The organism is Streptomyces sp. NPDC091387 (genome assembly GCF_044756945.1).
Lineage (GTDB): Bacteria > Actinomycetota > Actinomycetes > Streptomycetales > Streptomycetaceae > Streptomyces.
On the sequence record NZ_JBIVTZ010000009.1, the window covers coordinates 86,920 to 108,473 of the forward strand.

Here is a 21,554-nt window from a genome sequence, read left to right on the forward strand (position 1 = left end):
GGGTGCCAAAGCCGAGCACGGGCGTCAGGGCAGCCGGCGGGCGCGCCTCTCACCGTTCGCAGAAACCGCTGAGCATCCTGATCGCCTCGCCGAGCCCTCGCGGGCGGTGGGTGCCGGGCAGCGGGGTGCCGGCCCAGCCCGGCCCGGCGATCAGTACGGCCGGGCCGGTCCTCGCGCCCCGCACTCCCCACTCGGCGGAGGCCACGTGGTGCGCCAGCGGGCGCGCCGCCGTGTTCCGCGACTGGGACCACAGCACCACGGCCGACGGGCCGATCCGGCGCACCGCCTCACTCAGTGCCTCGCCGGGCACCGACGCGCCGAACATCCGCACTCCCAGGCCCCGTTCGGCGAGACCCGCGGCGAGCGCCTCCAGGGGGAGCGTGTGCGTCTCGCCCGGTGTGCAGGCCAGCAGCGCGAGCCCGGCGCCGTCGGTGGCGGCAGGCTTTGCCGCCACCCGCCGCAGAGCACTGGAGACGTGCCAGGACAGCAGGTGCTCGACCTCGACGTAGCGCTCGCCCGACGTCTGCCACTTGCGTCCGACCGCGTGCAGCGTCGGCATGATCACCTGGTCCCAGGCCGCCAGCAGTCCGTAACGGTCGATCGCGGCGGTCAGCCGGTCGTCGATGGTCCACGCGTCCAGCCGGAGTGCCGCGCTCGTCAGTCCTCGGCGTTCCTGGCGTGCGACGTCCACGGGAAGCCCGTCCGGCTCGGTGCCGGACGGGAGGACGTGGGGTGCGACAGCCGGGGCCCGAGTTCCGGGAGTCCTGTTCAGTGCCGTACGGGCGGCCTCCGCCGGGGGCACGCCGGAGCTCGTCAGCTCGCACATGCGTTCCAGTACGGCAATGTCCTCGGGCGTCCACCGCCGGTGTCTGCCACCGTGCCTGCGCGCGGGGCCGATGCCGTAGCGGCGGTCCCAGGTCCGGAGTGTCGTCGGCGCGACGCCGAGCTGACGTGCCACTGTGCCGGTGGTCAGGCCGTGGTCGGCGGTGCCCACCCGAGCCCGTTCCGTGGAGGACGCCATGCGTTTGATCATACGACGCAGAATCGACGCAGGTTGTCCCGGCGGGTCCCCGGTTGGAACGCTTCCGGTCAGGGGCGTCCGTCGGAGGGGCCCCGGAGGACACACCGACGACTCCGGCCGGACGCAAGGGGGACGCAGCTCCTGGGCCGGGCCGCCCGGAGGAAGGACAGCCATGACCGCGCTCGCACCGGAGGACACGCTGGCCGGCGGGCCGGGCCCGCGACCGTGCGCCGCGCAGGACCTCGCCGACGAGGAGCTCGCCGCCGGTCTGCTGCGCGGCAGCGAGGACTGCTTCGCCGCCGCCTACCGGAGGTGGGGCGCGCTCGTGCACTCCCTGGCGGCCCGGTCCCTGGGCGACAGCCGTGAGGCCGAGGACGTCACCCAGCAGGTGTTCATGGCCGCCTGGAACGGCCGGCTCGGCTACCGCCCCGAGCGCGGCCCGCTGCCCGGCTGGCTGGTCGGCATCACCCGTCGCAAGATCGCCGACGCGCTGTCCGCCCGCACCCGGCGCGGCGAACTGGCCGCCGCGACAGCGGCGCGGCTGCAGCTCACCGAGACCGGCACGGCCGGACGTCCGGAGTCGGCGCTGGACCGCGTCCTGGTCGGTACGGAGCTGGGGAAGCTGCCCCATGTACAGCGCCGCATCCTGCACATGGCCTACTACGACGGCCTCCCCCAGACCCGTATCGCCGAGCTGACGGGGCTCCCGCTCGGCACGGTCAAGAGCCACGTGCGCCGCGCCCTGCACCGGATCCGGCGTTCGATGTCGGGCGGCGACACGGAACGGTAGCCGAAACGGCGGAGTGTCCCCTCCACCCGGAGAGCGTGATGCGCGACGACGAGGCACGGTGAACCGAGGAGTACCCCAGCCGATGCGGAGGTCCCATGAGGAGCAACAGCACGGAGAAGCCCCTGCACTGCCTGGTGACCGGGGCCACCGGATACATCGGGGGCCGGCTGGTGCCGGAACTCCTGAAGGCCGGGCACCGGGTCCGCTGCATGGCACGCAGCCCGGAGAAACTGCGGGACTACCCGTGGGCCGGGGACGTGGAGGTCGTCCGGGGAGACGTCACCGACGCGGCCTCGGTGGCGTCGGCCATGGCGGACATCGACGTGGCCTACTACCTGGTGCACGCGCTGACGACCGGTGCGGACTTCGAGGACACCGACCGGACGTCGGCCACGGTCTTCGCCGAGTCGGCCCGCGCTCGGGGAATCGGCCGGATCGTCTACCTCGGTGGCCTCACACCGCCCGGCGTACCCGAGCGGGAGCTCTCGCCGCATCTGCGCTCGCGGGCCGAGGTCGGCAGGATTCTGCTGGATTCCGGGGTCCCGACCACCGCCCTGCGGGCCGCGGTCATCATCGGATCCGGTTCGGCGTCCTTCGAGATGCTGCGCTATCTCACGGAACGGCTGCCGGTCATGGTGACGCCGAGCTGGGTGTCGACCCGGATCCAGCCGATCGCGGTCCGGGACGTGCTGCGCTATCTGGTCGGCAGCGCCGGGATGCCGAGGGAGGTGAGCCGTGCCTTCGACATCGGAGGGCCGGACATCATCACGTACCGCGAGATGATGCAGCGGTACGCGGAGATCGCTGACCTCCCGCGCCGGCTGATCGTGCCCGTCCCGATGCTGACACCACGGCTGTCCAGCCACTGGATCGGGCTGGTCACGCCGGTTCCCCGGTCGATCGCGCGGCCGCTCGCCGAGTCGCTGCGCTACGAGGTGGTGTGCCAGGAGCACGACATCGCGCGGTACGTGCCCGACGGGGCGGGGCAGCCCTTCACGTTCGAGCGGGCCCTGCGCCTCGCCCTCCAGCGGGTGCGCGAGGCCCGGGTCACCACCCGGTGGTCCTCCGCGTCGGTGCCCGGGGTACCGAGCGACCCGCTGCCCACCGACCCCGACTGGGCCGGCGGCAGTCTGTACACGGATGTGCGGGAACTCGACGTCGACGCGTCGCCGGAGGCCCTCTGGAAGGTCATCGAGGGAATCGGCGGCGATCACGGCTGGTACTCGTTCCCGCTGGCCTGGGCCGTGCGCGGCTGGCTCGACCGGCTGGTGGGCGGGGTGGGTCTGCGCCGCGGGCGGCGGGACACCGACCGGCTCAGGGTGGGTGACTCCCTGGACTTCTGGCGGGTCGAGGAGATCGAGCCCGGTCGCCTGCTGAGGCTGCGCGCGGAGATGCGGCTGCCCGGCCTGGCGTGGCTGGAGATGTACGCGGAACGGGACGAGCGCGGCCGGGCGCACTACCGGCAGCGCGCCCTGTTCCATCCGCGCGGGCTGCTCGGCCACGCGTACTGGTGGAGCGTGTCGCCGTTCCACGCGATCGTGTTCGGCGGGATGGCCCGCAACATCGCACGGGCTGCGGCGGCGGTGCCGTCCTCGCCGGGAGCGAAGGAACGCGGCGCGCTGTCCCGGTGACCGCTGCATCCGCAGAGGGCCTCCGGACGGAACAGGGGCACGTCCACGCCCCCGACCAGGAGTTGCGCCATGACCGTAGCGGTCGTCCTCTTCACCGCCGATCTCCGCCTGCACGACCATCCGCCGTTGCGGGCCGCGCTCGCGTCCTCGGACGAGATCGTGCCCCTGTTCGTCCGCGACACGGGGATCGACGCGGCGGGGTTCGGCGCCCCCAACCGCCGCGCCTTCCTCGCCGACTGTCTGCGGGATCTCGACGCGGGGCTGCGTGAGCGGGGCGGCCGGCTGGTGATCCGCTCGGGCGACGTGGTCGCCGAGGTGTGCCGGGTCGTCGCCGAGACCGGTGCGGGCGACGTCCATCTGGCCGCGGGGGTGAGTGCCTACGCCCGCCGCCGCGAGGAGCGGCTGCGGACGGCGCTGGAGTCCGGCGGGGGACGGCTGCACGTCCACGACGGCGTGGTCACCGCGGTCGCGCCCGGTGCCGTGACCCCCGCCGGCTCGGACCACTTCGCGGTGTTCACCCCGTACTTCAGGCGCTGGTCCGGGGAGCGGGTGCGTGATCCCTTCGGTGCGCCGCGTACGGTGCGGGTGCCGGACGGTCCGGGGTCGCAGGACGTGCCGCTCCGGTCCGCCGTGCGAGGCGTCTCGGCGGGGCTCGCCGAGGGCGGTGAGCTGGAGGCCCGCAAGCGGTTCACGGCCTGGCGGCGCCAAGGGCTCGCGGCGTACGAGGCCCGCCACGACGACCTGCCGGGAGACGCCACGTCCCGGCTCTCGCCGCATCTGCACTTCGGCACCCTGTCCCCCGTGGAACTGATCCACCGGGCCCGCGCGGCAGGTGGTGACGGCGCCGACGCGTTCGTCCGGCAGCTGTGCTGGCGCGAGTTCCATCACCAGGTCCTCGCGGCCAGGCCCGGGGCGGCCCGGCTGGACTACCGCACCCGGCACGATCACTGGCGGTCCGAGGCAGGGGCCGCCGAGGAGATCGAGGCGTGGCGGCAGGGGCGCACCGGATACCCGGTGGTCGACGCCGCCATGCGCCAGCTGCGCCACGAGGGCTGGATGCACAACCGCGGACGGCTGCTCACAGCGGGCTTCCTCACCAAGACGCTGTACGTGGACTGGCGTGTCGGCGCCCGGCACTTCCTGGATCTGCTGGTGGACGGCGACGTCGCGAACAATCAGCTCAACTGGCAGTGGATGGCCGGGACGGGGACGGACAGCCGCCCCAACCGGGTGCTCAATCCCGTGCTCCAGGCCAAGCGCTACGACCCGGACGGCGACTACGTCCGACGGTGGGTCCCGGAGCTGGCGGCACTGGCCGGACCCGCCGTACACGAGCCGTGGAAGCTGCGCGGTGCGGAGCGCGCCCGGCTGGGGTATCCGGACCCGCTGGTGGAACTGGCCGACGGGCTGGCGCGGTTCAGGCAGGCGCGCGGCCTGGAGTGAGCTTCGCGGCCCCTCGCCGGACGTGAGGGCGGGCGCGGCACGCCGCACCGGGGACAACGCACCCCGCCGGGCCGGACGCCAGCGAAGATGCGGCCATGCCGACTTCCACCGCATCCACCGACCCGTCCGGCCGTGACACCGTGGACGAGCCGCGCGGCCATGCGGCCCTGCTGCTCCTGTCGGCGGCGTCCGGGGCGGCGGACGCGTTCGTGTTCATCTGCGTCGGCCAGGTCTTCGCCGGGGTGATGACGGGGAACCTGGTCCTGCTGGGAGCCTCGGCCGCCGGGGCGGGCGAGCAGGGAGTGGCACTGCGCGTGGTCACGGCGCTCGTCTCGTACGGCTTCGGGGTGGCCTGGGGCGCGGTGACGGGCGAGCGGGTCTGGCGGCGCCTGCCGGTCATGCTGGCGGTCGAGGTGCTGCTGCTCGCCGCGGGCGCGGTGCTGTGGGGGCTGGGTCTGATCACGTCGGACGCGGACCGGCTGGGTCTGCTGGCCCTCATGGGGCTCGCGATGGGAATCCAGGGCCGTATCCGTGCCACGCCGACGAACTACTTCACCGGAACGCTGACCTCACTCGTCGGCCGGCTGGCCGTGGGCTCGTGGCGGCGGGGTGACGGCTGGGTGGTCGGCCGGCTGGCCGCCGTGGTGGCGGGCGCCGCGGTGACCGCGCTGTCCCTGCGGGGCCGGCCCGACACCGGGGCCGTGGCGGCGGCCGTGCTCGCGGCCGCGGCGCTGCTGGTGGAGGCCGCACCACGGCGTCGGTGAGCCTTCGCACGTGGGCCGGAACGGGCACGCGTCCGGGCAGAGGGAAGCCCCGGCCGGATCGGGGGAATCCAGCCGGGGCGGTTCTTGGTGTGGACGCCGAGAGCGCCATCACATATAGGTGAACGATAAACCATCACCGCGTGTTCCCTGGAATCCACGCCCCGGACTGTGATCCAGGGCACGGACGCGCGGGCCGGGCGATACGCGTCACCTCCCGCCGACGGACGCCCCGGTGCCGTAGCGACGGTTGAACCGCTCGATCCGGCCGGCGGTGTCCAGCACCTGCCGCGCCCCGGTGTAGAACGGGTGGCTCGCCGACGAGGTCTCCACGTCGATGACGGGATAGCTCCGGCCGTCCCCCCACACCACTCGCCGCTCGGATTCGACGGTCGAGCGGGTGAGGAAGGCCGCCCCCGCGGCACGGTCACGGAAGACCACCGGACGGGAGACGGGGTGAATGCGGGACTTCATGTGCGTACCTTCCTTGTCACTGGGGGCGGAGAGGGGTCAGGTGAGCGTCCCTCCAACCGCGGAACCGCGAACCGCGGGACGGGTCAGCGCTCCTCGCGGAAGAGGACGTGCTGCCCGGCAGCGGGGTCGTACTTGCGCAGGACCAGCCGGTCGGGGCTGTTGCGACGGCTCTTGCGCGTCACGTAGCTCTGCCCCGTTCCCGCGGTGGAACGGAGCGTGACGACGGGACGGGCTTCACTTCGGGCCATGGGTACCTCCGTACTCGTGAACCGAACCCGCTCCTTGATGGGAACGGGATTCGTTTTCGTTCTGCTCGTGCAACGCCGGTCCGTCCGGCCGCATTCCCGCCAGGTCCCGGCCGGGACTCCGGAGCAGCCCGGCACCCGTCCGGCACTCTTCGCCCGCGCCGTCACGCGAGGCCGTCACGCTCGTTGACCGCAGTGCCCCGCCCAGCGAACGACCACCCCAGGAACGTGACCCATCTGAACCCCCGGCCCGCGCACTCTCCGGCGCGCTCCGTCCACGCCGCGCTGTACCGGCGTGAGCAGGCGCGTCGAAGGCTTCCGCGCGCCGGATCAGCCGCGTCAACACCCGCCAAAAGCAAGGCTGTTCGAAAGATCGTGGCGACACTCAGCCGCTGGCATATGCCAGGTGCAAGAACACATCGAGTGTTGCCAAACCGCTTACGGGCCCCAGTCGGCTGTGCAACAGTCGTATTCGGTCCACCCTCAGACCTGGTTGTACCGCGCCTGTATCGGAGTACGTCATGCCGTCCCATCTGTCCGCGGACCGCCCCGCCCCCCAGCCGCCCGAGCGCGATGCGGTCGACTCGTTGATCAACCGGACGCGCCGGCTGCGCGGCGATGTGGACGCGGTGCGGCGCGACTCCGTCCTGGTCGACGAGGACGATCCGCAGATGCGCTGGCAGCGCGCTCTCTGTGATCTGGCGGTCCATCACCTGGACGATCTCGGCTCACACCTGGGACAGCTCAAGGACGGCCTGCCGCCGGAGGCCGCTGAACAGCTCGCGGCCGAACTGTCGCTGGGAGCAATTCGCAGGACCGCCGTTGAGGAGCGGGCGGATTCACTGACCGGCCGGGCGGGCAGCGCCGAGTGGAATCTGCTGACGGACGCGGTCAGCTGGTCCGACGAGTTGCTCCAGATCTTCGGACGGACCGCGGAGGCCGGACCGCTCTCCCTGGACGATCTCCCTTCCGTGCTGTTCCCCGAGGACCAGCCCGTGCTCACCGCTCTGGTGACGGACTGCCTGGTCGACGGAAAGCCGATAGACGGCGAGTTCCGGATCCAGCGCGCCGACGGCGGGACACGGACACTGCACATGACGGGCGAGCCCGTGCTCGACGCGGACGGCTGCACCGCTTCCATGTGGGCGGTCCTGCGCGACGTCAGCGAACTGCGGCGCAACCAGCAGGTGGTGCGCCGCACCCATGAGTCGCTCCGTCGCCAGCAGCACATCGACCGGACGGAACGCCGCATCGCGGTCGAGCTCCAGGAGGCCGTGCTCCCGCCGTGGCGGGGTTCACTGCGCCTCCCGGACCAGGGACCCGGAGCGCTGGACATCGCGGCCCACTACCTGCCCTCCGAGTCCAGCGACCTGATCGGTGGCGGCTGGTACGACGCGATGGAGCTGCCGGACGGCAGGATGCTGCTCACGGTCGGCGATCTGACCGGTCGAGGCATCCAGGCCACCTCGGCCATGGCGATGATCCTCGGTGCGCTGCGCGGCATGGCGGTGGCCGGCATCGACCCCGGGGCCCTGATGGGGCATCTGAACCAGTTGCTGGAGACATCGATCCAGCCCGCCCTGGGCAGCGCGGTGTGCTGCCGGTTCGACCCCGTGACCCGCACCCTGGACTGGGCGCAGGCCGGACACCCCGCTCCGCTCCTCTTCCGCGACGGAACCGGGCGCCCGCTCCCGCAGCCCGACGGCGTCCTGCTCGGAGCGGCCTCCGGGGTCGCCTACGAGCAGGACGAGGCGCACCTGCTGCCCGGTGACGTGCTGGTGCTCCACACCGACGGACTGGCCCGGACCAAGAACGGACCGGGCGGCCTCCGTCCGGGCACCGAGGCGCTGCTCGGACTTGCGCCGCGCTTCGCCGAGGCCCGTACGGCGCAGGACTGTGTACGGACCGTCGCCGAGAAGTTCGGCGGCACCCGGCGACTGGACGACGCATGTGTGCTGATCGCCCGTATCGGGACGTAGGGCACCCATCGCACGCAGAGGCAAGGGCATACGGAATACACCCGGCTGCCCGTGGTGCGGTGTCCGGGAGATGTGAGGGACGGCGCCTCTTCCCTGTGGCGCCCTGGGGTCAGACCTCGGAACTCCTCGTCCGCTGCTTGATGAGGGAGTTCCGCGGCAGTGAGCGCTCGATCTCCTGGCGCAGGTCCTCGATCTTCGCGTAGCCCGCGAACTGGCCCGTCAGCCGGTACATCTCGCGCAGCCGGTCCCAGGTGCGGTGCGAGGAGGTCTCCCCCATCGTCACCAGGGCGAGCCGGGCATAGCGGTCGGCCTGCTCCGGGTCGTCGGCGATGAAACATGCCGAGGCGAGCGAGATGTAGTCGAAGATCTTGGACCGCTGGCGTCCGTCGACCCGCAGTTCGAGCGCCCGCTTCGCGTGGCGCTGGGCCATGACGGCCGCCGAGGGCTCGTGCTCGGCCAGGGTGCGGAACGCCAGTGCCTGCATCCCGTGCAGATCCGCCTCGTCGAACATCTGCATCCAACTGGGCGGTGCGACATCGCCCTTGTCCGAGATGAACAGTTCCTCGGCCATGCCGAGGCTGCGCCGCATGGCCTGGCCCTGTCCCATGGAGGCCTGTGCCCAGGCCTCGATGGTGTGCAGCATCGCCTGGGTGCGCGGCAGGACCATGTCGCCCGAGCCGGACTTGGCGAGCTTCATGAGGTCGAGCGCGTCGTCGGGGCGGCCCAGGTGGACCATCTGGCGGGCCGCCCTGGACAGGGCCTCTCCCGCGCGCGGCCGGTCGCCGCCCTCGCGCGCCGCGTGCGCCGCGATGACGAAGTACTTCTGGGCCGTCTGTTCGAGGCCGATGTCATGGGACATCCACCCCGCGAGTACGGCGAGGTTGGCAGCAACGCCCCAGAGCCGGCGCTGCAGATGGTCGGGGTGGCGGTAGGAGAGCATGCCTCCCACCTCGTTGAGCTGGCCCACCACGGCCTTGCGCTGGAGGCCGCCGCCGCGCGAGGCGTCCCAGGCGCGGAACACCTCCACGGACCGCTCCAGCGCCTCGATCTCCTCCGAACCGATGGGCGCGGCCTCGTACCGGTCGAAACCGGCCGGGTCCGCGTGCACGGGGTCGTCGGTGCGTGGGGCGTCGGCCGCCAGTACGGGGTCGGTGTGCAGCCAGTCGTGCATGGGGCCGGCGATGGTGGAGCCGGCGGTGAGCGCGGCGCCCGCGCTCACCAAGCCGCGTCGGTTGAGCATGAGGTCCATTCCCGTGAATTCGGTGAGGACCGCTGCCGTCCGCTCGGGCGCCCAGGGGAGTTGGTCGGGATTGCTCTCCGTTCCTGTCTCTCGCCGTTTCCCCACACGCCCGCGTCGGCCGAACCCGAGGTCCTCGATGGTCACGACACGACCGAGCCGCTCGGTGAACAGGGCTGCCAGCACTTCGGGCACGGGATCACGGGGGGACTCCCCCATGTCGATCCAGCGCCTCACCCGCGAGGTGTCGGTGGCGAGCTGAGGGTGGCCCATGGCCGCCGCCTGCCTGTTCACCATTCTCGCGAGTTCGCCCTTGGACCAGCCGGCAAGGCCGAACAGGTCCGACAGACGGGTGTTGGGTTCTCCGGTCACGTCAAGCCCCCAGGTTCTCGGCTGTGTTGACAGTAACCCCCTGTCAGATGCCCTGCGACTATTCGCCAGGGTTCGCCAGGGTCCGCCACATGGTCTGCCACCCGCGATCCGGTGTCAGGTAGGAAAGCGCCACCCCGCCCGGCAGCCCTAGGTACTCCCCAGGGTGCCGAACGGCCGCCGGCCGGGGCGGCGCACGCAACTTGTCGGCGCACGAAGGGATCTGTCTCGCCCATGTACACAGCATCGTCCTCCGTGTCTGCCCCGCCCCGGCCGCTCCGTCCCCTCGGGGCGGGCGGCGGGCCGTATCTCGACCCCCGCGCCGCTGGAACCGCGCCCGGCATGGGTCGGGCCCGGCGCATGGCGGGACCGGGCAGTCAATCGCTCAGCGGGAGACTGGACCTGTCCGGTCCCCAGGGTGCGCAGCTGAGGATGGCCATCGCCTCGGTGCACCGGATCTGTCCGGAGTTCAACCCGGTCCAGGTGCTGCGGCGCAGCGGCCGTTCTGTACTGCTCGTCGGTTCCACCGGACGGACGACCGCGGTCGCGAAGTGCTTACTTGACCACTCCCCGGAGTGGTCGGAGCGGTTCCGTCACGAAATAGCGGCATACCGGGCGTTCGTCCGGCACCGCCCGCCGGTACGGGTCCCCCGGCTCATCGCGGCGGACCCGGAGAACTGCACCCTGGTCATCGAACGGATGCCCGGCCGGGTGGCGGCGCTGACCAGGCATCCGTCGGAGGCGCCACCGCGCGCCGATCTGCGGGCGGTGCTCGGCGCGGTCAGCCGGGTCAACGCCTGGCGGCCGCCGTCCGGTCTCTTCGACGCCCCGCTGGACTACGCGGCGCGCATCTCGCGCTACCACGAGCTGGGACTGTTCACCGACCGCGATCTGGGTGACCTGCAGAAGCTCCTCCACGGTGTGGCCCACGCGGGCGGCCGCCAGGGGGCGGGCCAGTTCTGTCACGGTGACGCGCTGCTCTCCAACATCCTGCTGTCGCCCACCGGTCCGGTGCTGGTCGACTGGGAGCATGCCGGCTGGTACCTGCCGGGATACGACCTGGCGACGCTGTGGGCGGTACTGGGTGACGCGCCGGTGGCCCGGCGTCAGATCAGCCAGCTCGCCCAGGTCGCGGGTCCGGCGGCGCGGGACGCGTTCCTGGTCAATCTGATGCTCGTGCTGACACGGGAGATCCGTACCTACGAGACGGCCGTGCAGCGGGCCATGCGGGACACCTCGGGCCCTCGGGCCGGTCAGGACCGGCCGGGCGCGCTGTCGTCGGGCGAGGAGCAGCGTCTGCTGCTGCGCCGGCTGCACGACGACTGCGCGATGGCCAGGCGGGCCGTACGAGCCGCGGTCGGCACTCGCTGACCTTCCTCCCCAAGGGATGCGCGCTGCGGGTCCGGTGCCGACACACCGGGCCCGCAGCGCTCTTCGGTGCGCCCGCCGCCGGACGGGCGCACCTTCAGTGCGCGCGGACGATGTCCACGTCGGCGGCCTTCACGAAGGCGATGCGGTGGCCGATCTGTACGGTCACGTACTTCTCCTTGCCCGGGAAGAACGAGTGGTCCAGCGGGTACGAGGCGTCGATCGTCGGAGCGTAGAAGAAGCCGGTGGGGGCCACGCCGCCGCCGGGGTAGGACTGCCCCGCCTTGATCGTGTACTGGAGCGGCGTGCCCACGCGCTGGTCCGCGAATCCGGCGGGGTACTCGGACTTCTCCGGGTATGCCACGCCGTACACCGGTACCTCGGCCCTGCCCGCCTTCGGCCTCACGACGTAGCCCGCGGTGGGGGTGGTGGTGCGGGTGCGGGCCGGGGTCTCGAACCAGGCCTTCTGGCCGGACCACCAGATCGCCGTCCAGCCGGGCGCGTGGCCGGCGACGACGGCCTGCTGGGTGGCGCTGATCTTGCTGCCCCAGTCGGCGGCGCAGTTGGTGCCGGGCGAACCGTCCGGGTGCAGTCCGGGGTCGGAGAAGAGCGGTGCGTCGGCGGACGGCTCCGTGTGGAGCGGGACGGCGCCGGAGCCCTGCACGGGCAGATCGACGCCCTTCTCGCAGTCGCGGAACGCCTGCTTGTTGTCCTTGAACCGCGGGCTGACGGTGATGAGTTCGCTGTTCTTGCGGGCGGTCGGCACGGTGGGCCTGCCGAGGAGCGCCATGAAGCGGTTCCAGTCCCAGTAGGTGCCCGGGTCCCAGTGCATGCTCGCGGCGCCGGAGGCGCTGGTGGGCGGTACCCCGTCGTGGCCGATGATGTGCTGGCGATCGAGCGGGATGTCGTACTTGGCGGCGAGGTAGCGCACCAGTGCGGCCGTCGAGCGGTACATCTCGGGGGTGTACCACTTGGCGCCGTCGACGGCGACGCCCTCCTGCTCGATGCCGATGGAGTTGGAGTTGAGGTACCAGTTCCCGGCCTGCCAGGCGACGTCCTTGTTCTTCACCATCTGGGTGACGTGGCCGTCGCCGGAGCGCACCACGTAGTGGGCCGAGGTCTGCTTCAGCGGGTTCTGGAAGATGTTCAGGGTGGTGGCGTAGTCCTCCTCGGTGTCGTGGAGGACGATGAATTTGATCTTGTTGGTGTGCGGGCGGTCCGAAGTGTCGTAGTTGCCGTACGTCGCCTTGTCGGCCGGGTCGCCGGTCTGCTGGTAGGCCGCCGGGACCCAGTCGCACTCCAGGCCGCGCGGACACTCCGGCCGCACCCCGTCCGCACCGGCCTGCGCCGCGGGACTGAGCAGCGCGAGACTCAGCGCGCCGACGGTGGTGAACGCGACCGCGAGTCCGGTCCTCTGCTTGGACGTCATGACAACCCTTCTTGGAGCTGTGCGTTTTCCGAGCTGTTCGTATCGAGAGGTGTTCGTGTTCCGATCTCTCTGTTCCGTTGTGCGCGCACACTCTGTGACCTGAGGCGAGAGCACGTCAAGAGCGCGGCGGGGGCCGCGGGTCGAGCCAGTGGACCAGACCAGTGGCAGGGCCGCTGACCTGCGAAGGGTAAATGGGCAACGCCTTTCTGGCAGTGCCGCGTTACCTGAGTTTTACGGAGCGGCCGGCTTGCCGGCGAAAGGCGGATCATCCCTCGAACGAGCGCACTTCTTGTGTGACTAATCGCCGTTGTGTGTGCCCCGAACGGCCGAAGGGTAGTGCTCGCGCGGACACGACCGAACCGCGTGACGCTCACGCGAAGGCTCTCGGAAAGGCCGGACGCACATGGCTCAGCCCTTCACCCTGCCGGACTTCTATGTTCCGTATCCGGCGCGGCTCAATCCTCATGTCGAGGAGGCCCGACAGCACACCAAAGTGTGGGCACGGGCCATAGGGATGCTGGAGGGATCGGGCATCTGGGAGGAGAAGGACCTCGACTCCCACGACTACGCGCTCCTGTGCGCGTACACCCACCCGGACTGCTCGGCCGAGGCGTTGTCGCTGGTGACCGACTGGTATGTCTGGGTCTTCTTCTTCGACGACCACTTCCTCGAGCTGTTCAAGCGCACCCCGGACCGGGAGGGCGGCAAACGGTATCTGGACCGGCTGCCCGCCTTCATGCCGATGGAGCGCGGCACCCCGACGCCCGAGCCGACGAACCCGGTGGAGGCGGGGCTGGCCGACCTGTGGGCGCGGACCGTGCCGGGCATGTCCGACGCCTGGCGGGTGCGGTTCGCCGAGTCGACGAAGAACCTGCTCAACGAGTCGCTGTGGGAGCTCTCGAACATCAACGAGGGCCGCATCGCGAACCCCGTCGAGTACATCGAGATGCGCCGCAAAGTGGGCGGTGCCCCGTGGTCGGCGGGACTGGTCGAGTACGCGGCCGGCGCCGAGGTGCCCGACGCGGTGGCCGGCGAACGGGCGCTGCGCGTGCTGCGGGACGCCTTCTCCGACGGTGTCCATCTGCGCAACGACCTCTTCTCGTACCAGCGTGAGGTCGAGGACGAGGGCGAGAACAGCAACGGTGTACTGGTCCTTGAGCACTTCCTGGGCTGTTCGACGCAGGAGGCCGCAGAGGCGGTGAACGATCTCCTGACGTCGCGGCTTCAGCAGTTCGAGAACACCGCGCTGACCGAACTCGGCCCGCTCTGCGCCGAGAAGGGGCTGGATCCCGCGCAGACCGCGACGGTCCTGGCCTACATCAAGGGCCTCCAGGACTGGCAGTCCGGCGGCCATGAGTGGCACATGCGCTCCAGCCGCTACATGAACGGCGGAGGGGCCGAACGGGCGACGCCGGGCTTCGGGATGGCGGCCGCGTCGATCCGGTTCACTCCCCGTTCGGAGTCGGCCAGGCTGCGAAGCCTCACCTATCTGCCCTACCAGCACGTCGGGCCGTCCCTGCTGCCCGACTTCGACCTGCCGTTCGGCACGACGCTCAGTCCGCATCTGGACGGGGCCCGGCTGCGGCTCGTCGAGTGGTCGTCCCGCGTGGGCATCCTGGAGGCGCAGCCAGGGGTGCCTGGCTCGCACATCTGGGACGAGGCACGGCTGCTGGCGATCGACCTTCCGCTGTGCGCGGCCGGGATCCACCCTGACGCCACCCCGGACGAGCTCGATCTGTCCTCGCAGTGGCTGGCCTGGGGGACCTACGGCGACGACTGGTTCCCGGTGGTGCACGGGCGGGCCCGTGACCTCTCGGGGGCCAAGACGGCCAACGCGCGTCTCTCGCAGTTCATGCCGCTGGACGGCACGGCGGTGCCCGAGCCGGTCAACGCGCTGGAGCGCGGGCTGGCCGATCTGTGGGAGCGCACGGCGGCGCCCCTGGACGACAGCGGCCGGCGCGCCTTCCGTACGTGCATCGAGGACATGACGGCGAGCTGGGTGTGGGAGCTGGCGAACCAGGCGCAGAACCGGATCCCCGACCCGGTGGACTACGTCGAGATGCGGCGCATGACCTTCGGTTCGGATCTGACGATGAGCCTGTGCCGGCTCGCGCATGGCAGGAAGGTTCCTGCGGAGATCTACGACAGCGGCCCGCTGCGCTCCCTGGAGAACGCCGCGGCGGACTACGCGGCGCTGCTCAACGACCTGTTCTCGTACCAGAAGGAGATCGAGTACGAGGGTGAGGTGCACAACGGCGTCCTGGTGGTGCAGAACTTCTTCGGGGTCGACTATCCGACCGGGATGCGGCTCGTCTACGACCTGATGAAGTCGCGCCTGCGGCAGTTCCTGCATGTCGCCGAGCATGAACTCCCGGTGCTGTACGACGACTTCGACCTGGACGACGAGCAGCGGGAGATCCTCGCCGGCTATGTGCAGGAGTTGAAGCACTGGATCGCGGGCATCCTGATCTGGCACCGGGGCTGCCGGCGCTACCGCGAGGAGGATCTGCGGCAGGGCACGGCGGCCCCGTGGCACCTGAGTGGTCCCACGGGGCCCGGTACCTCTGCGGCTCGGGTGACCTCGCTCTTCGCTCAGCTCTCGGGGGTCAGTGTGTAGCTCTGTCCGGCACTCGCTCTGAAGGTCTTCTCGCCGCTGGTGAACGGGGTGCCTCTGACGGTCACCTCGCGGGTGCGGCTCGCCGTGATCACCACACGGCGGGCCGTCCCCGCGGCCCATTCGATGTCGACGGTGAATCCGCCCCGGGCGCGCAGGCCGCGTACCGATCCGTCCGGCCAGCCGGCCGGGAGGGCGGGGAGGATCTCGACGGTGTCGTGCCGGCTCTGCAGCAGCATCTCCGCGACGCCCGACGCGGCACCGAAGTTCCCGTCGATCCGGAACGGCGGGTGGGTGTCCCAGAGGTTGGGCAGGGTGGAGTTCCTGAGCTGCTCGGAGAGCATTTTGTGGGCGTGGTCGCCGTCGCGCAGCCGCGCCCAGAAGTTGCTCTTCCAGGCCTTGGACCAGCCGGTTCCGCCGTCGCCACGGGCGCCGAGGGAGACCTTGGCCTCTTCGGCCCAGCCGCTCCCGGCCTCGATCTGCCGGCCGGGGTGGAGACCGAAGAGGTGGGAGACGTGGCGGTGGTCGTCGGCCAGGTCGTCCCGGTCGGCCTTCCACTCCTGGAGCTGGCCCCAGGAGCCGGTCCGCAGGCCGGGATCGAGCTGGTCCAGGGCGGTCTCCAGCCTGCCGCGGAAGCCTGCCGCGTCACCGAGGGTGCGGGCGGCCTCCAGGGTGTTGGTGAGGAGGTCGTGGACGATCTGCTGGGACATCGCGGCACCGGCGGTGAAGTCCCCGTGCTCGGGCGAGTAGCTCGGGGTGACGACGAGGAGCCCGTCACGCGGGTCGGTGCGCAGGTTGGCCAGCCAGAATTCGGCGGCTTCCTTCATCGCCGGGTAGGCGGTGGAGCGCAGATAGGCGGTGGAGCCGTTGAACCGGTAGTGCTCGTACATCTGCTGGGTGAGCCACGCTGCGGCCTCGGGGAACCAGAACGAGGTGGAGTAGTCGTGGACACCGGTGAAGCCGCGGTGACCGCGTCGTGCGGATCGTCGCCCCGGTAGGCGGGATAGGTGTCGGCGCAGTCGGTGCCCGCGGCGAGGAAGAACCAGGCGCTGTCGGCGCCGACGACGGTGAGGCTGCCGTCGGCGCCGGCGGTGACCGTGCCGCCCTACCCGCCGGCCGAGCCGGGTCCGCCGGACCACAGGGTTTTCTCGTTGAGGGTGAGACGTTCGGTGGCGAGCGCGCCGTGGACGCTCGCGCCGAGGGCCCCGCCCCCGATGGGCAGGGATTCGCTCTCCCAGTCGGCGGCGGGTGCGAGGTAGTGGAGGACCGGGTTCGGTAGCTCCTCCTTGCCTCTCACCTTGGCGGATTCATCGGACGTGCTCCGACTGCCGCTGCCGTACCGGCGAGAGCGGGAACTCCGAGTGCCAGAGCCCCTGTTGCGCCGATCATTGTCGTCACTGTGGTGCGTCGCGTCACCCCGGATGTCATGCCCGACGACGCTAGAGGTCCGATGACTGCCAGGACAAGACGCATGACAGAACAGCCTCTCGGACGGAGGCCGTGTGTACCTGGACGGAAGTGCCGTCAAAGGACCGGACGGCGCGGGCCGCGCGACGGGCCCGCGAGTGCGGACTCAGCTCTGCTGGAAGAGTTCCGCGGGCAGCGGCTTCAGGAGGGTGTACAGATCGTCGGTGATCGGGCGGTCCCAGCTGGCGATGGTGACGAGCACGCCGTCGCTGCGGTCGAACTGGACACAGGCGATCCGGCTCTCGGAGAGCTTGACGCGGCGGACGATCAGCAGGTTGTCGCCCTGCATCACGGGCATGTCCTCGGTCCCGGTGACCTCGACCGGCTCGTCGTTCTCCAGCGCGAGCAGCAGCTGGGCCACCTCGAAGGGGACCTGGCCCTCCTCGGTCTCGCGGGCGGGCGAACCCTCCGGGAGGTTGCCGATGATCATCGCGGGGCCGCGGCCGCCGAACAGGTCGTAACGGAGGAAGACGCCCTGACAGCTCCCGTCGGGGGCGGGCAGCAGACCGGCGCCGAGGTTTCCGGGCCAGTCCCCCGGGTCCATGGCCAGGACGTCGAAGTCGGGGCCCGCGGGTGTGGCGGCGCTACGGCGGCGGAGGAAGGACATGCGGACATGTTACGTGGCCGGGCTCACGTCGCGGAGCCGGGCCCGGACGGCACCGGAGGCACACGCCCGCCCGGATGTCCCGCTGCCCCGGGCCGAGTGCGCGGACGCCGCCGGGGAGGCCGGTCCAGCGCATCCTGTCACCCCGCGTCCGACTCCGAGGCCAGCGCCCCCAGCACCGCGACGGCCTCGGCGGCCCGGCCGTGCGGGACGAAGAGGTGGTCATGGTGGAATCCGGCCACCACGTTGCAGCTGATCCCCGCGTCCGTGAGGGCGAGGGCGACCGCCGCGGTCAGCCCCACGGCGTCCAGCGAGGAGTGCACACGGAGGGTGATCCACCCCGCCGGATAGGAGTGGTCCAGTCCGGCCGCCACGGCCTGTGCCTCAAGGAGCACCAGCGTGAGCCCCTCGGCCTCACTGACCGTGACGACGGGGGCGACTCCGGCGGGCACCACACCGTCGGTCACGGTCGCGAAGACGTAGCGGCCGCGGTGCAGCTCCGGGCGCAGGTCGCTCAGCAGGGTTCGAAGATCACTCTCGGCGGTCACACCCGCCACGCTACCTATGGCGTGCGGTGTCGCTCGTGATGGCGGGCGACACGGGCGCGGTTGCCGCAGGAGGGCTTGCACCACTCCTGGCGCGGGTGCTCCTTGACGAAGTAGCGCACGCAGCGGGGGGCGTGGCAGGCGCGCAGGGCCGTACGGTCGGGGCCGGCCAGGAATCCGATGACGGCGCGGGCGAGCGCGGCGGGGAGCGCGTCCGCGGCACAACCCCCGGCCGGGTGGTCGCGGGCGACGGGTTCGCCGTCCTGCGGCCACTCCAGGCGCGGCGCGGCGGGAAGGAACGCCGGCGATGACCGGGCCGGGCCGGCCCGGTCATCGCCGGCGTTCCTTCCCGGACAGGCCGCGGGGCGCGGTGGTGCGGTCCGTCCGGGAAGGGGTGCGGTCAGCGCGTGGGCGGTTCGGCCCCGACCAGCCACATCGAGAAGAACTGCGCCCCGCCGCCGTAGGCGTGGCCGAGCGCCCGGCGCGCGCCGTCCACCTGGTGCTCCCCCGCCTGTCCCCGCACCTGGAGGGCGGCCTCCGCGAAGCGGATCATTCCGGAGGCGCCGATGGGATTGGTGGAGAGCACCCCGCCCGAGGGGTTCACCGGCAGGTCGCCGTCGAGTTCGGTGACTCCGGCCTCGGTGAGCTTCCAGCCCTCGCCCTCGTCCGCGAAGCCGAGGTTCTCCAGCCACATCGGCTCGTACCAGGAGAACGGGACGTACATCTCGACCGCGTCGATCTCCCGGCGCGGGTCGCTGATCCCGGCCTGCCGGTAGACGTCGGCCGCGCAGTCCTTGCCGGCCTGCGGCGAGACGAAGTCCTTGCCCGCGAAGAGGGTCGGTTCGCTGCGCATCGCGCCCCCGTGCACCCAGGCGGGCGGGTGCGGTGAACGGTCCGCGCCGGTGCGGTCGGTGAGGATCATCGCGCAGGCCCCGTCGGAGGACGGGCAGGTCTCCGAGTAGCGGATGGGGTCCCAGAGCATCGGTGCGGACTGGACCTTCTCCAGGGTGATGTCCGGGTCGTGGATGTGCGCGTACGGGTTCTTCAGCGCGTTGCGCCGGTCCTTGTAGGCGACGAGGGAGCCGACGGTGTCGGGCGCCCCGGTGCGCCGCATGTAGGCGCGCACGTGCGGGGCGAAGAATCCGCCCGCGCCGGCCAGCAGCGGCTGCTGGAACGGGATGGGCAGCGAGAGGCCCCACATCGCGTTGGACTCCGACTGCTTCTCGAAGGCGAGGGTGAGCACGGTGCGGTGCACGCGTGCGGCCACGAGGTTCGCGGCGACGAGTGCCGTCGAGCCGCCGACCGATCCCGCGGTGTGGACCCGCAGCATCGGTTTGCCGACCGCGCCGAGGGCATCGGCGAGGTAGAGCTCCGGCATCATCACGCCCTCGAAGAAGTCGGGGGCCTTTCCGATGACCACGGCGTCGATGTCCGCCCAGGTCAGGCCGGCGTCCCGGAGGGCGGCCACGGCGGCCTCGCGGACGAGTCCGGCGAGCGAGACGTCGTGGCGGGCGGCGACGTGCTTGGTCTGGCCGATGCCGACGACGGCCACGGGCTCCTTAGGCATGGGTGCTCTCCCCTTCGAGGACGGCGACCAGGTTCTGCTGGAGGCAGGGGCCCGACGTGGCGTGGGCGAGCGCCCGGTCGGACTCACCGCGGTGGATGCGGGCGGCGGCCTCGCCGAGGCGGATCAGCCCGGCGGCCATGAGCGGGTTCGCGGCGAGCGCGCCGCCGGACGGGTTGACGCTGACCTCGTCGCCGAGGCCGAGCGCCTTGCGCAGCACCACTTCCTGGGAGCTGAACGGGGCGTGCAGCTCGGCGGTGTCGACGGGCCGTTCGAAGACCCCGGCCCGTTCGGCGGCGAGCCGGGTCGACGGTGACTCGGTCAGCTCGCGCACCCCGAGACCGTGGGCCTCGATGCGGTGGTCGATGCCGCGGATCCAGGCGGGCCGCTCGCACAGCGCCCGCGCGGTGTCCCCGGCGGCGAGGACGACGGCGGCGGCGCCGTCGCCGATGGGCGGGCAGTCGCCGGTGCGCAGCGGCCGCACGAGGTAGTCGCCGGCCGGCACGGAACCGCTGAGCTGGGCGTGCGGGTTGTCCGACGCGGCCTCGCGGCTGCGGGTGGCGATGGCCGCGAGCGCGGCCTCGTCGGTGTCGCCCGCGTCGATGAGCGCCTGGGCCTGGAGCGCGGCGAGCGCGACGGAGTCGGGCCACAGCGGTGCGGTGTAGTACGGGTCGAGCTGCCGGGTGAGGACGTCGCGCACCTGGCCGGGCGAGGACTTCCCGTACGCGTAGACGAGTGCGGTGTCGGCCTCGCCGGTCTGGATCTTCACCCAGGCCTCGTACAGGGCCCAGGCCCCGTCCATCTCCACGTGGGACTCGGAGATCGGCGGGTGCGCTCCCACGCCGTCGAGCGCCATCGTGAAGGAGAAGGCGCGGCCCGCGAGGTAGTCGCTGGAGCCCGAGCAGGTGAAGCCGATGTCGCTGGTCCTGAGGCCGGTCGCGTCGAGGACCTGGTGCAGGACGGGCATCAGCATCTCGACTTCGGAGAGTTCGTCGGTGCGCCGCAGGTGGTCGGTCTGGGCGAAGGCGACGATCGCTACGTCCCGCATCTAGACCAGCTCCTTGTACGCGTCGTAGTCGGCGTCCGGTTCGCCGGTCGGCCGGTAGTGGTCGGGATGGCGGCTGCCCTCGGTCCATACGGGCTCGACGCGCAGGCCCATCCGCACCTGGTCGTACGGGATGCCGCCGATCCGTGCGTGCAGGGCGAGGTCGGCGCCGTCCAGGGCGATGTGCGCGTAGACGTAGGGAACCTCGATGTCGAGGTTCTTCGCCTTGATGTTGACGACGCAGTAGGTGGTGACCGTGCCGCGCGGTCCGACCTCGACCCGTTCGTCGGTGGCGACGCCGCAGGTGGGGCAGGCGCCGCGGGGCGGGACGTACACCTTGCGGCAGGACGGGCAGCGCTCGCCGACGACGCGTCGGCTCTCCAGCGCTTCGAGGTAGGCGCTCTGGGCGCGGCCCGGGCTGTAGGTGTAGTCGAGGCGGGCGGGGGTGACGATGCCGGTGACCGGTTCGGTGAACTCGCCGTTGTGCGGCACGGGTTCGCCGGGTTCACCGGCTTCACCCGCGTACGGTTCGAAGCAGGCGATGTCCGTGATGGCACCGGTGCGGGTCGCGGCCCAGCGGACGCGGACGCGCATTCCGGTGCGGACGGCTTCGGGTCCGGGCGCGTCCAGGACGTGCAGGAGTGCGGTGTCGGCTCCGTCGAGCCGTACGAGCACCCAGGCGAAGGGGGTGTCCAGGGGCTGGTCGCGGCGGGGCCGCGGGTTCCAGGCCCAGGTGGTGACCGTGCCGGCGGCGGCGACCTCCACCAGGTCGTGGATCTCCTCCGCGGTGACGGGGTCGTACTCGACGGGCGGGACCAACACCCTGCCGTCGCCGGTCCGTACGCCGAGCACGGTGCGTTCGCGCAGTCCGGTGAGGAAGGCGCTCTGGACCGGGCCGAGAGAGCGGGTGAAGGGGAATTCGACCACCAGCGGTGCGCTGAGGACTTCGGGCACGGTTGCCTCCTTGA

20 protein-coding genes are annotated in these 21,554 nt (G+C 71.5%); 7 read left to right on the forward strand and 13 right to left on the reverse strand.

The window, feature by feature from the left end; genetic code table 11:
- Window positions 1-49 precede the first annotated feature (49 nt).
- Complete coding sequence (locus ACIQM0_RS19730) at window positions 50-1,021, reverse strand: MerR family transcriptional regulator (RefSeq protein ID WP_401288211.1); 972 nt, start codon at window positions 1,019-1,021, stop codon at window positions 50-52.
- Between the two features lie 172 nt (window positions 1,022-1,193).
- Here ACIQM0_RS19730 and ACIQM0_RS19735 point away from each other — a divergent pair, with 172 nt between their 5' ends.
- The 4 genes from ACIQM0_RS19735 (at window position 1,194) to ACIQM0_RS19750 (ending at window position 5,649) form a co-directional block, all read left to right on the forward strand.
- Window positions 1,194-1,811, forward strand: coding sequence for a sigma-70 family RNA polymerase sigma factor (locus ACIQM0_RS19735; RefSeq protein ID WP_401288213.1), 618 nt, complete (start codon window positions 1,194-1,196; stop codon window positions 1,809-1,811).
- Between the two features lie 95 nt (window positions 1,812-1,906).
- The gene (locus tag ACIQM0_RS19740; RefSeq protein WP_401288215.1) at window positions 1,907-3,442 is read left to right on the forward strand and encodes an SDR family oxidoreductase; all 1,536 of its coding nucleotides are present in this window, start codon (window positions 1,907-1,909) and stop codon (window positions 3,440-3,442) included.
- A gap of 69 nt (window positions 3,443-3,511) precedes the next feature.
- Window positions 3,512-4,885: a cryptochrome/photolyase family protein gene (locus ACIQM0_RS19745; protein WP_401288218.1), complete on the forward strand. Its 1,374-nt coding sequence runs from the start codon at window positions 3,512-3,514 to the stop codon at window positions 4,883-4,885.
- Between the two features lie 95 nt (window positions 4,886-4,980).
- Window positions 4,981-5,649: a YoaK family protein gene (locus ACIQM0_RS19750; RefSeq protein ID WP_401288221.1), complete on the forward strand. Its 669-nt coding sequence runs from the start codon at window positions 4,981-4,983 to the stop codon at window positions 5,647-5,649.
- 207 nt (window positions 5,650-5,856) lie between these two features.
- Here ACIQM0_RS19750 and ACIQM0_RS19755 read toward each other — a convergent pair whose 3' ends face one another.
- Window positions 5,857-6,120 (reverse strand): type B 50S ribosomal protein L31, encoded by a 264-nt coding sequence (locus tag ACIQM0_RS19755; RefSeq protein ID WP_401288223.1) that lies wholly within the window; start codon window positions 6,118-6,120, stop codon window positions 5,857-5,859.
- Between the two features lie 83 nt (window positions 6,121-6,203).
- Window positions 6,204-6,368, reverse strand: a complete 165-nt coding sequence (gene rpmG, locus ACIQM0_RS19760) for a 50S ribosomal protein L33 (protein ID WP_362959235.1) — start codon at window positions 6,366-6,368, stop codon at window positions 6,204-6,206.
- A 518-nt stretch (window positions 6,369-6,886) separates the two neighbouring features.
- Between rpmG and ACIQM0_RS19765 the strand changes: the two genes are divergently transcribed.
- Window positions 6,887-8,344, forward strand: coding sequence for a PP2C family protein-serine/threonine phosphatase (locus tag ACIQM0_RS19765; protein WP_401288226.1), 1,458 nt, complete (start codon window positions 6,887-6,889; stop codon window positions 8,342-8,344).
- Window positions 8,345-8,453: 109 nt separating this feature from the next.
- Here ACIQM0_RS19765 and ACIQM0_RS19770 read toward each other — a convergent pair whose 3' ends face one another.
- The gene (locus ACIQM0_RS19770; RefSeq protein WP_401288229.1) at window positions 8,454-9,953 is read right to left on the reverse strand and encodes a hypothetical protein; all 1,500 of its coding nucleotides are present in this window, start codon (window positions 9,951-9,953) and stop codon (window positions 8,454-8,456) included.
- A gap of 231 nt (window positions 9,954-10,184) precedes the next feature.
- On the opposite strand from ACIQM0_RS19770, the gene ACIQM0_RS19775 reads away from it, so the two are divergent.
- A complete protein-coding gene (locus tag ACIQM0_RS19775; protein ID WP_401288232.1) occupies window positions 10,185-11,321 on the forward strand; it encodes an aminoglycoside phosphotransferase family protein in 1,137 nt (378 codons plus the stop codon).
- Window positions 11,322-11,415: 94 nt separating this feature from the next.
- Here the strand turns inward: ACIQM0_RS19775 and ACIQM0_RS19780 are convergent, their stop codons facing one another.
- Window positions 11,416-12,747, reverse strand: a complete 1,332-nt coding sequence (locus ACIQM0_RS19780) for an N-acetylmuramoyl-L-alanine amidase (protein WP_401288235.1) — start codon at window positions 12,745-12,747, stop codon at window positions 11,416-11,418.
- Between the two features lie 403 nt (window positions 12,748-13,150).
- Here ACIQM0_RS19780 and ACIQM0_RS19785 point away from each other — a divergent pair, with 403 nt between their 5' ends.
- Window positions 13,151-15,364, forward strand: a complete 2,214-nt coding sequence (locus ACIQM0_RS19785) for a germacradienol/geosmin synthase (RefSeq protein WP_401288238.1) — start codon at window positions 13,151-13,153, stop codon at window positions 15,362-15,364.
- On the opposite strand, the gene ACIQM0_RS19790 is transcribed toward ACIQM0_RS19785, so the two are convergent.
- The 8 genes from ACIQM0_RS19790 to ACIQM0_RS19825 all read right to left on the reverse strand — a co-directional run bounded on the left by ACIQM0_RS19790 (window position 15,340) and on the right by ACIQM0_RS19825 (window position 21,540).
- Window positions 15,340-16,500 carry a glycosyl hydrolase family 95 catalytic domain-containing protein gene (locus tag ACIQM0_RS19790; RefSeq protein ID WP_401288240.1) on the reverse strand — a complete coding sequence of 387 codons (1,161 nt, stop codon included), beginning with the start codon at window positions 16,498-16,500 and terminating at the stop codon, window positions 15,340-15,342. The genes ACIQM0_RS19785 and ACIQM0_RS19790 overlap by 25 nt on opposite strands.
- Window positions 16,467-16,658 (reverse strand): glycoside hydrolase N-terminal domain-containing protein, encoded by a 192-nt coding sequence (locus tag ACIQM0_RS19795; protein WP_401288242.1) that lies wholly within the window; start codon window positions 16,656-16,658, stop codon window positions 16,467-16,469. The genes ACIQM0_RS19790 and ACIQM0_RS19795 overlap by 34 nt, the downstream gene beginning before the upstream one ends.
- 276 nt (window positions 16,659-16,934) lie before the next feature.
- Window positions 16,935-17,435, reverse strand: a complete 501-nt coding sequence (locus tag ACIQM0_RS19800) for a hypothetical protein (RefSeq protein ID WP_401288244.1) — start codon at window positions 17,433-17,435, stop codon at window positions 16,935-16,937.
- A gap of 137 nt (window positions 17,436-17,572) precedes the next feature.
- A complete protein-coding gene (locus ACIQM0_RS19805; RefSeq protein WP_401288247.1) occupies window positions 17,573-17,980 on the reverse strand; it encodes an ACT domain-containing protein in 408 nt (135 codons plus the stop codon).
- A gap of 14 nt (window positions 17,981-17,994) precedes the next feature.
- Window positions 17,995-18,411 (reverse strand): CGNR zinc finger domain-containing protein, encoded by a 417-nt coding sequence (locus tag ACIQM0_RS19810; RefSeq protein ID WP_401288250.1) that lies wholly within the window; start codon window positions 18,409-18,411, stop codon window positions 17,995-17,997.
- Window positions 18,378-19,544, reverse strand: a complete 1,167-nt coding sequence (locus ACIQM0_RS19815; RefSeq protein WP_363021924.1) for a thiolase domain-containing protein — start codon at window positions 19,542-19,544, stop codon at window positions 18,378-18,380. The genes ACIQM0_RS19810 and ACIQM0_RS19815 overlap by 34 nt, the downstream gene beginning before the upstream one ends.
- Window positions 19,537-20,589 carry a thiolase domain-containing protein gene (locus tag ACIQM0_RS19820; RefSeq protein WP_363021923.1) on the reverse strand — a complete coding sequence of 351 codons (1,053 nt, stop codon included), beginning with the start codon at window positions 20,587-20,589 and terminating at the stop codon, window positions 19,537-19,539. The genes ACIQM0_RS19815 and ACIQM0_RS19820 overlap by 8 nt, the downstream gene beginning before the upstream one ends.
- On the reverse strand, window positions 20,590-21,540 hold the full coding sequence (locus tag ACIQM0_RS19825) for a Zn-ribbon domain-containing OB-fold protein (RefSeq protein ID WP_401288253.1): 951 nt from the start codon (window positions 21,538-21,540) through the stop codon (window positions 20,590-20,592).
- Window positions 21,541-21,554: the final 14 nt, after the last annotated feature.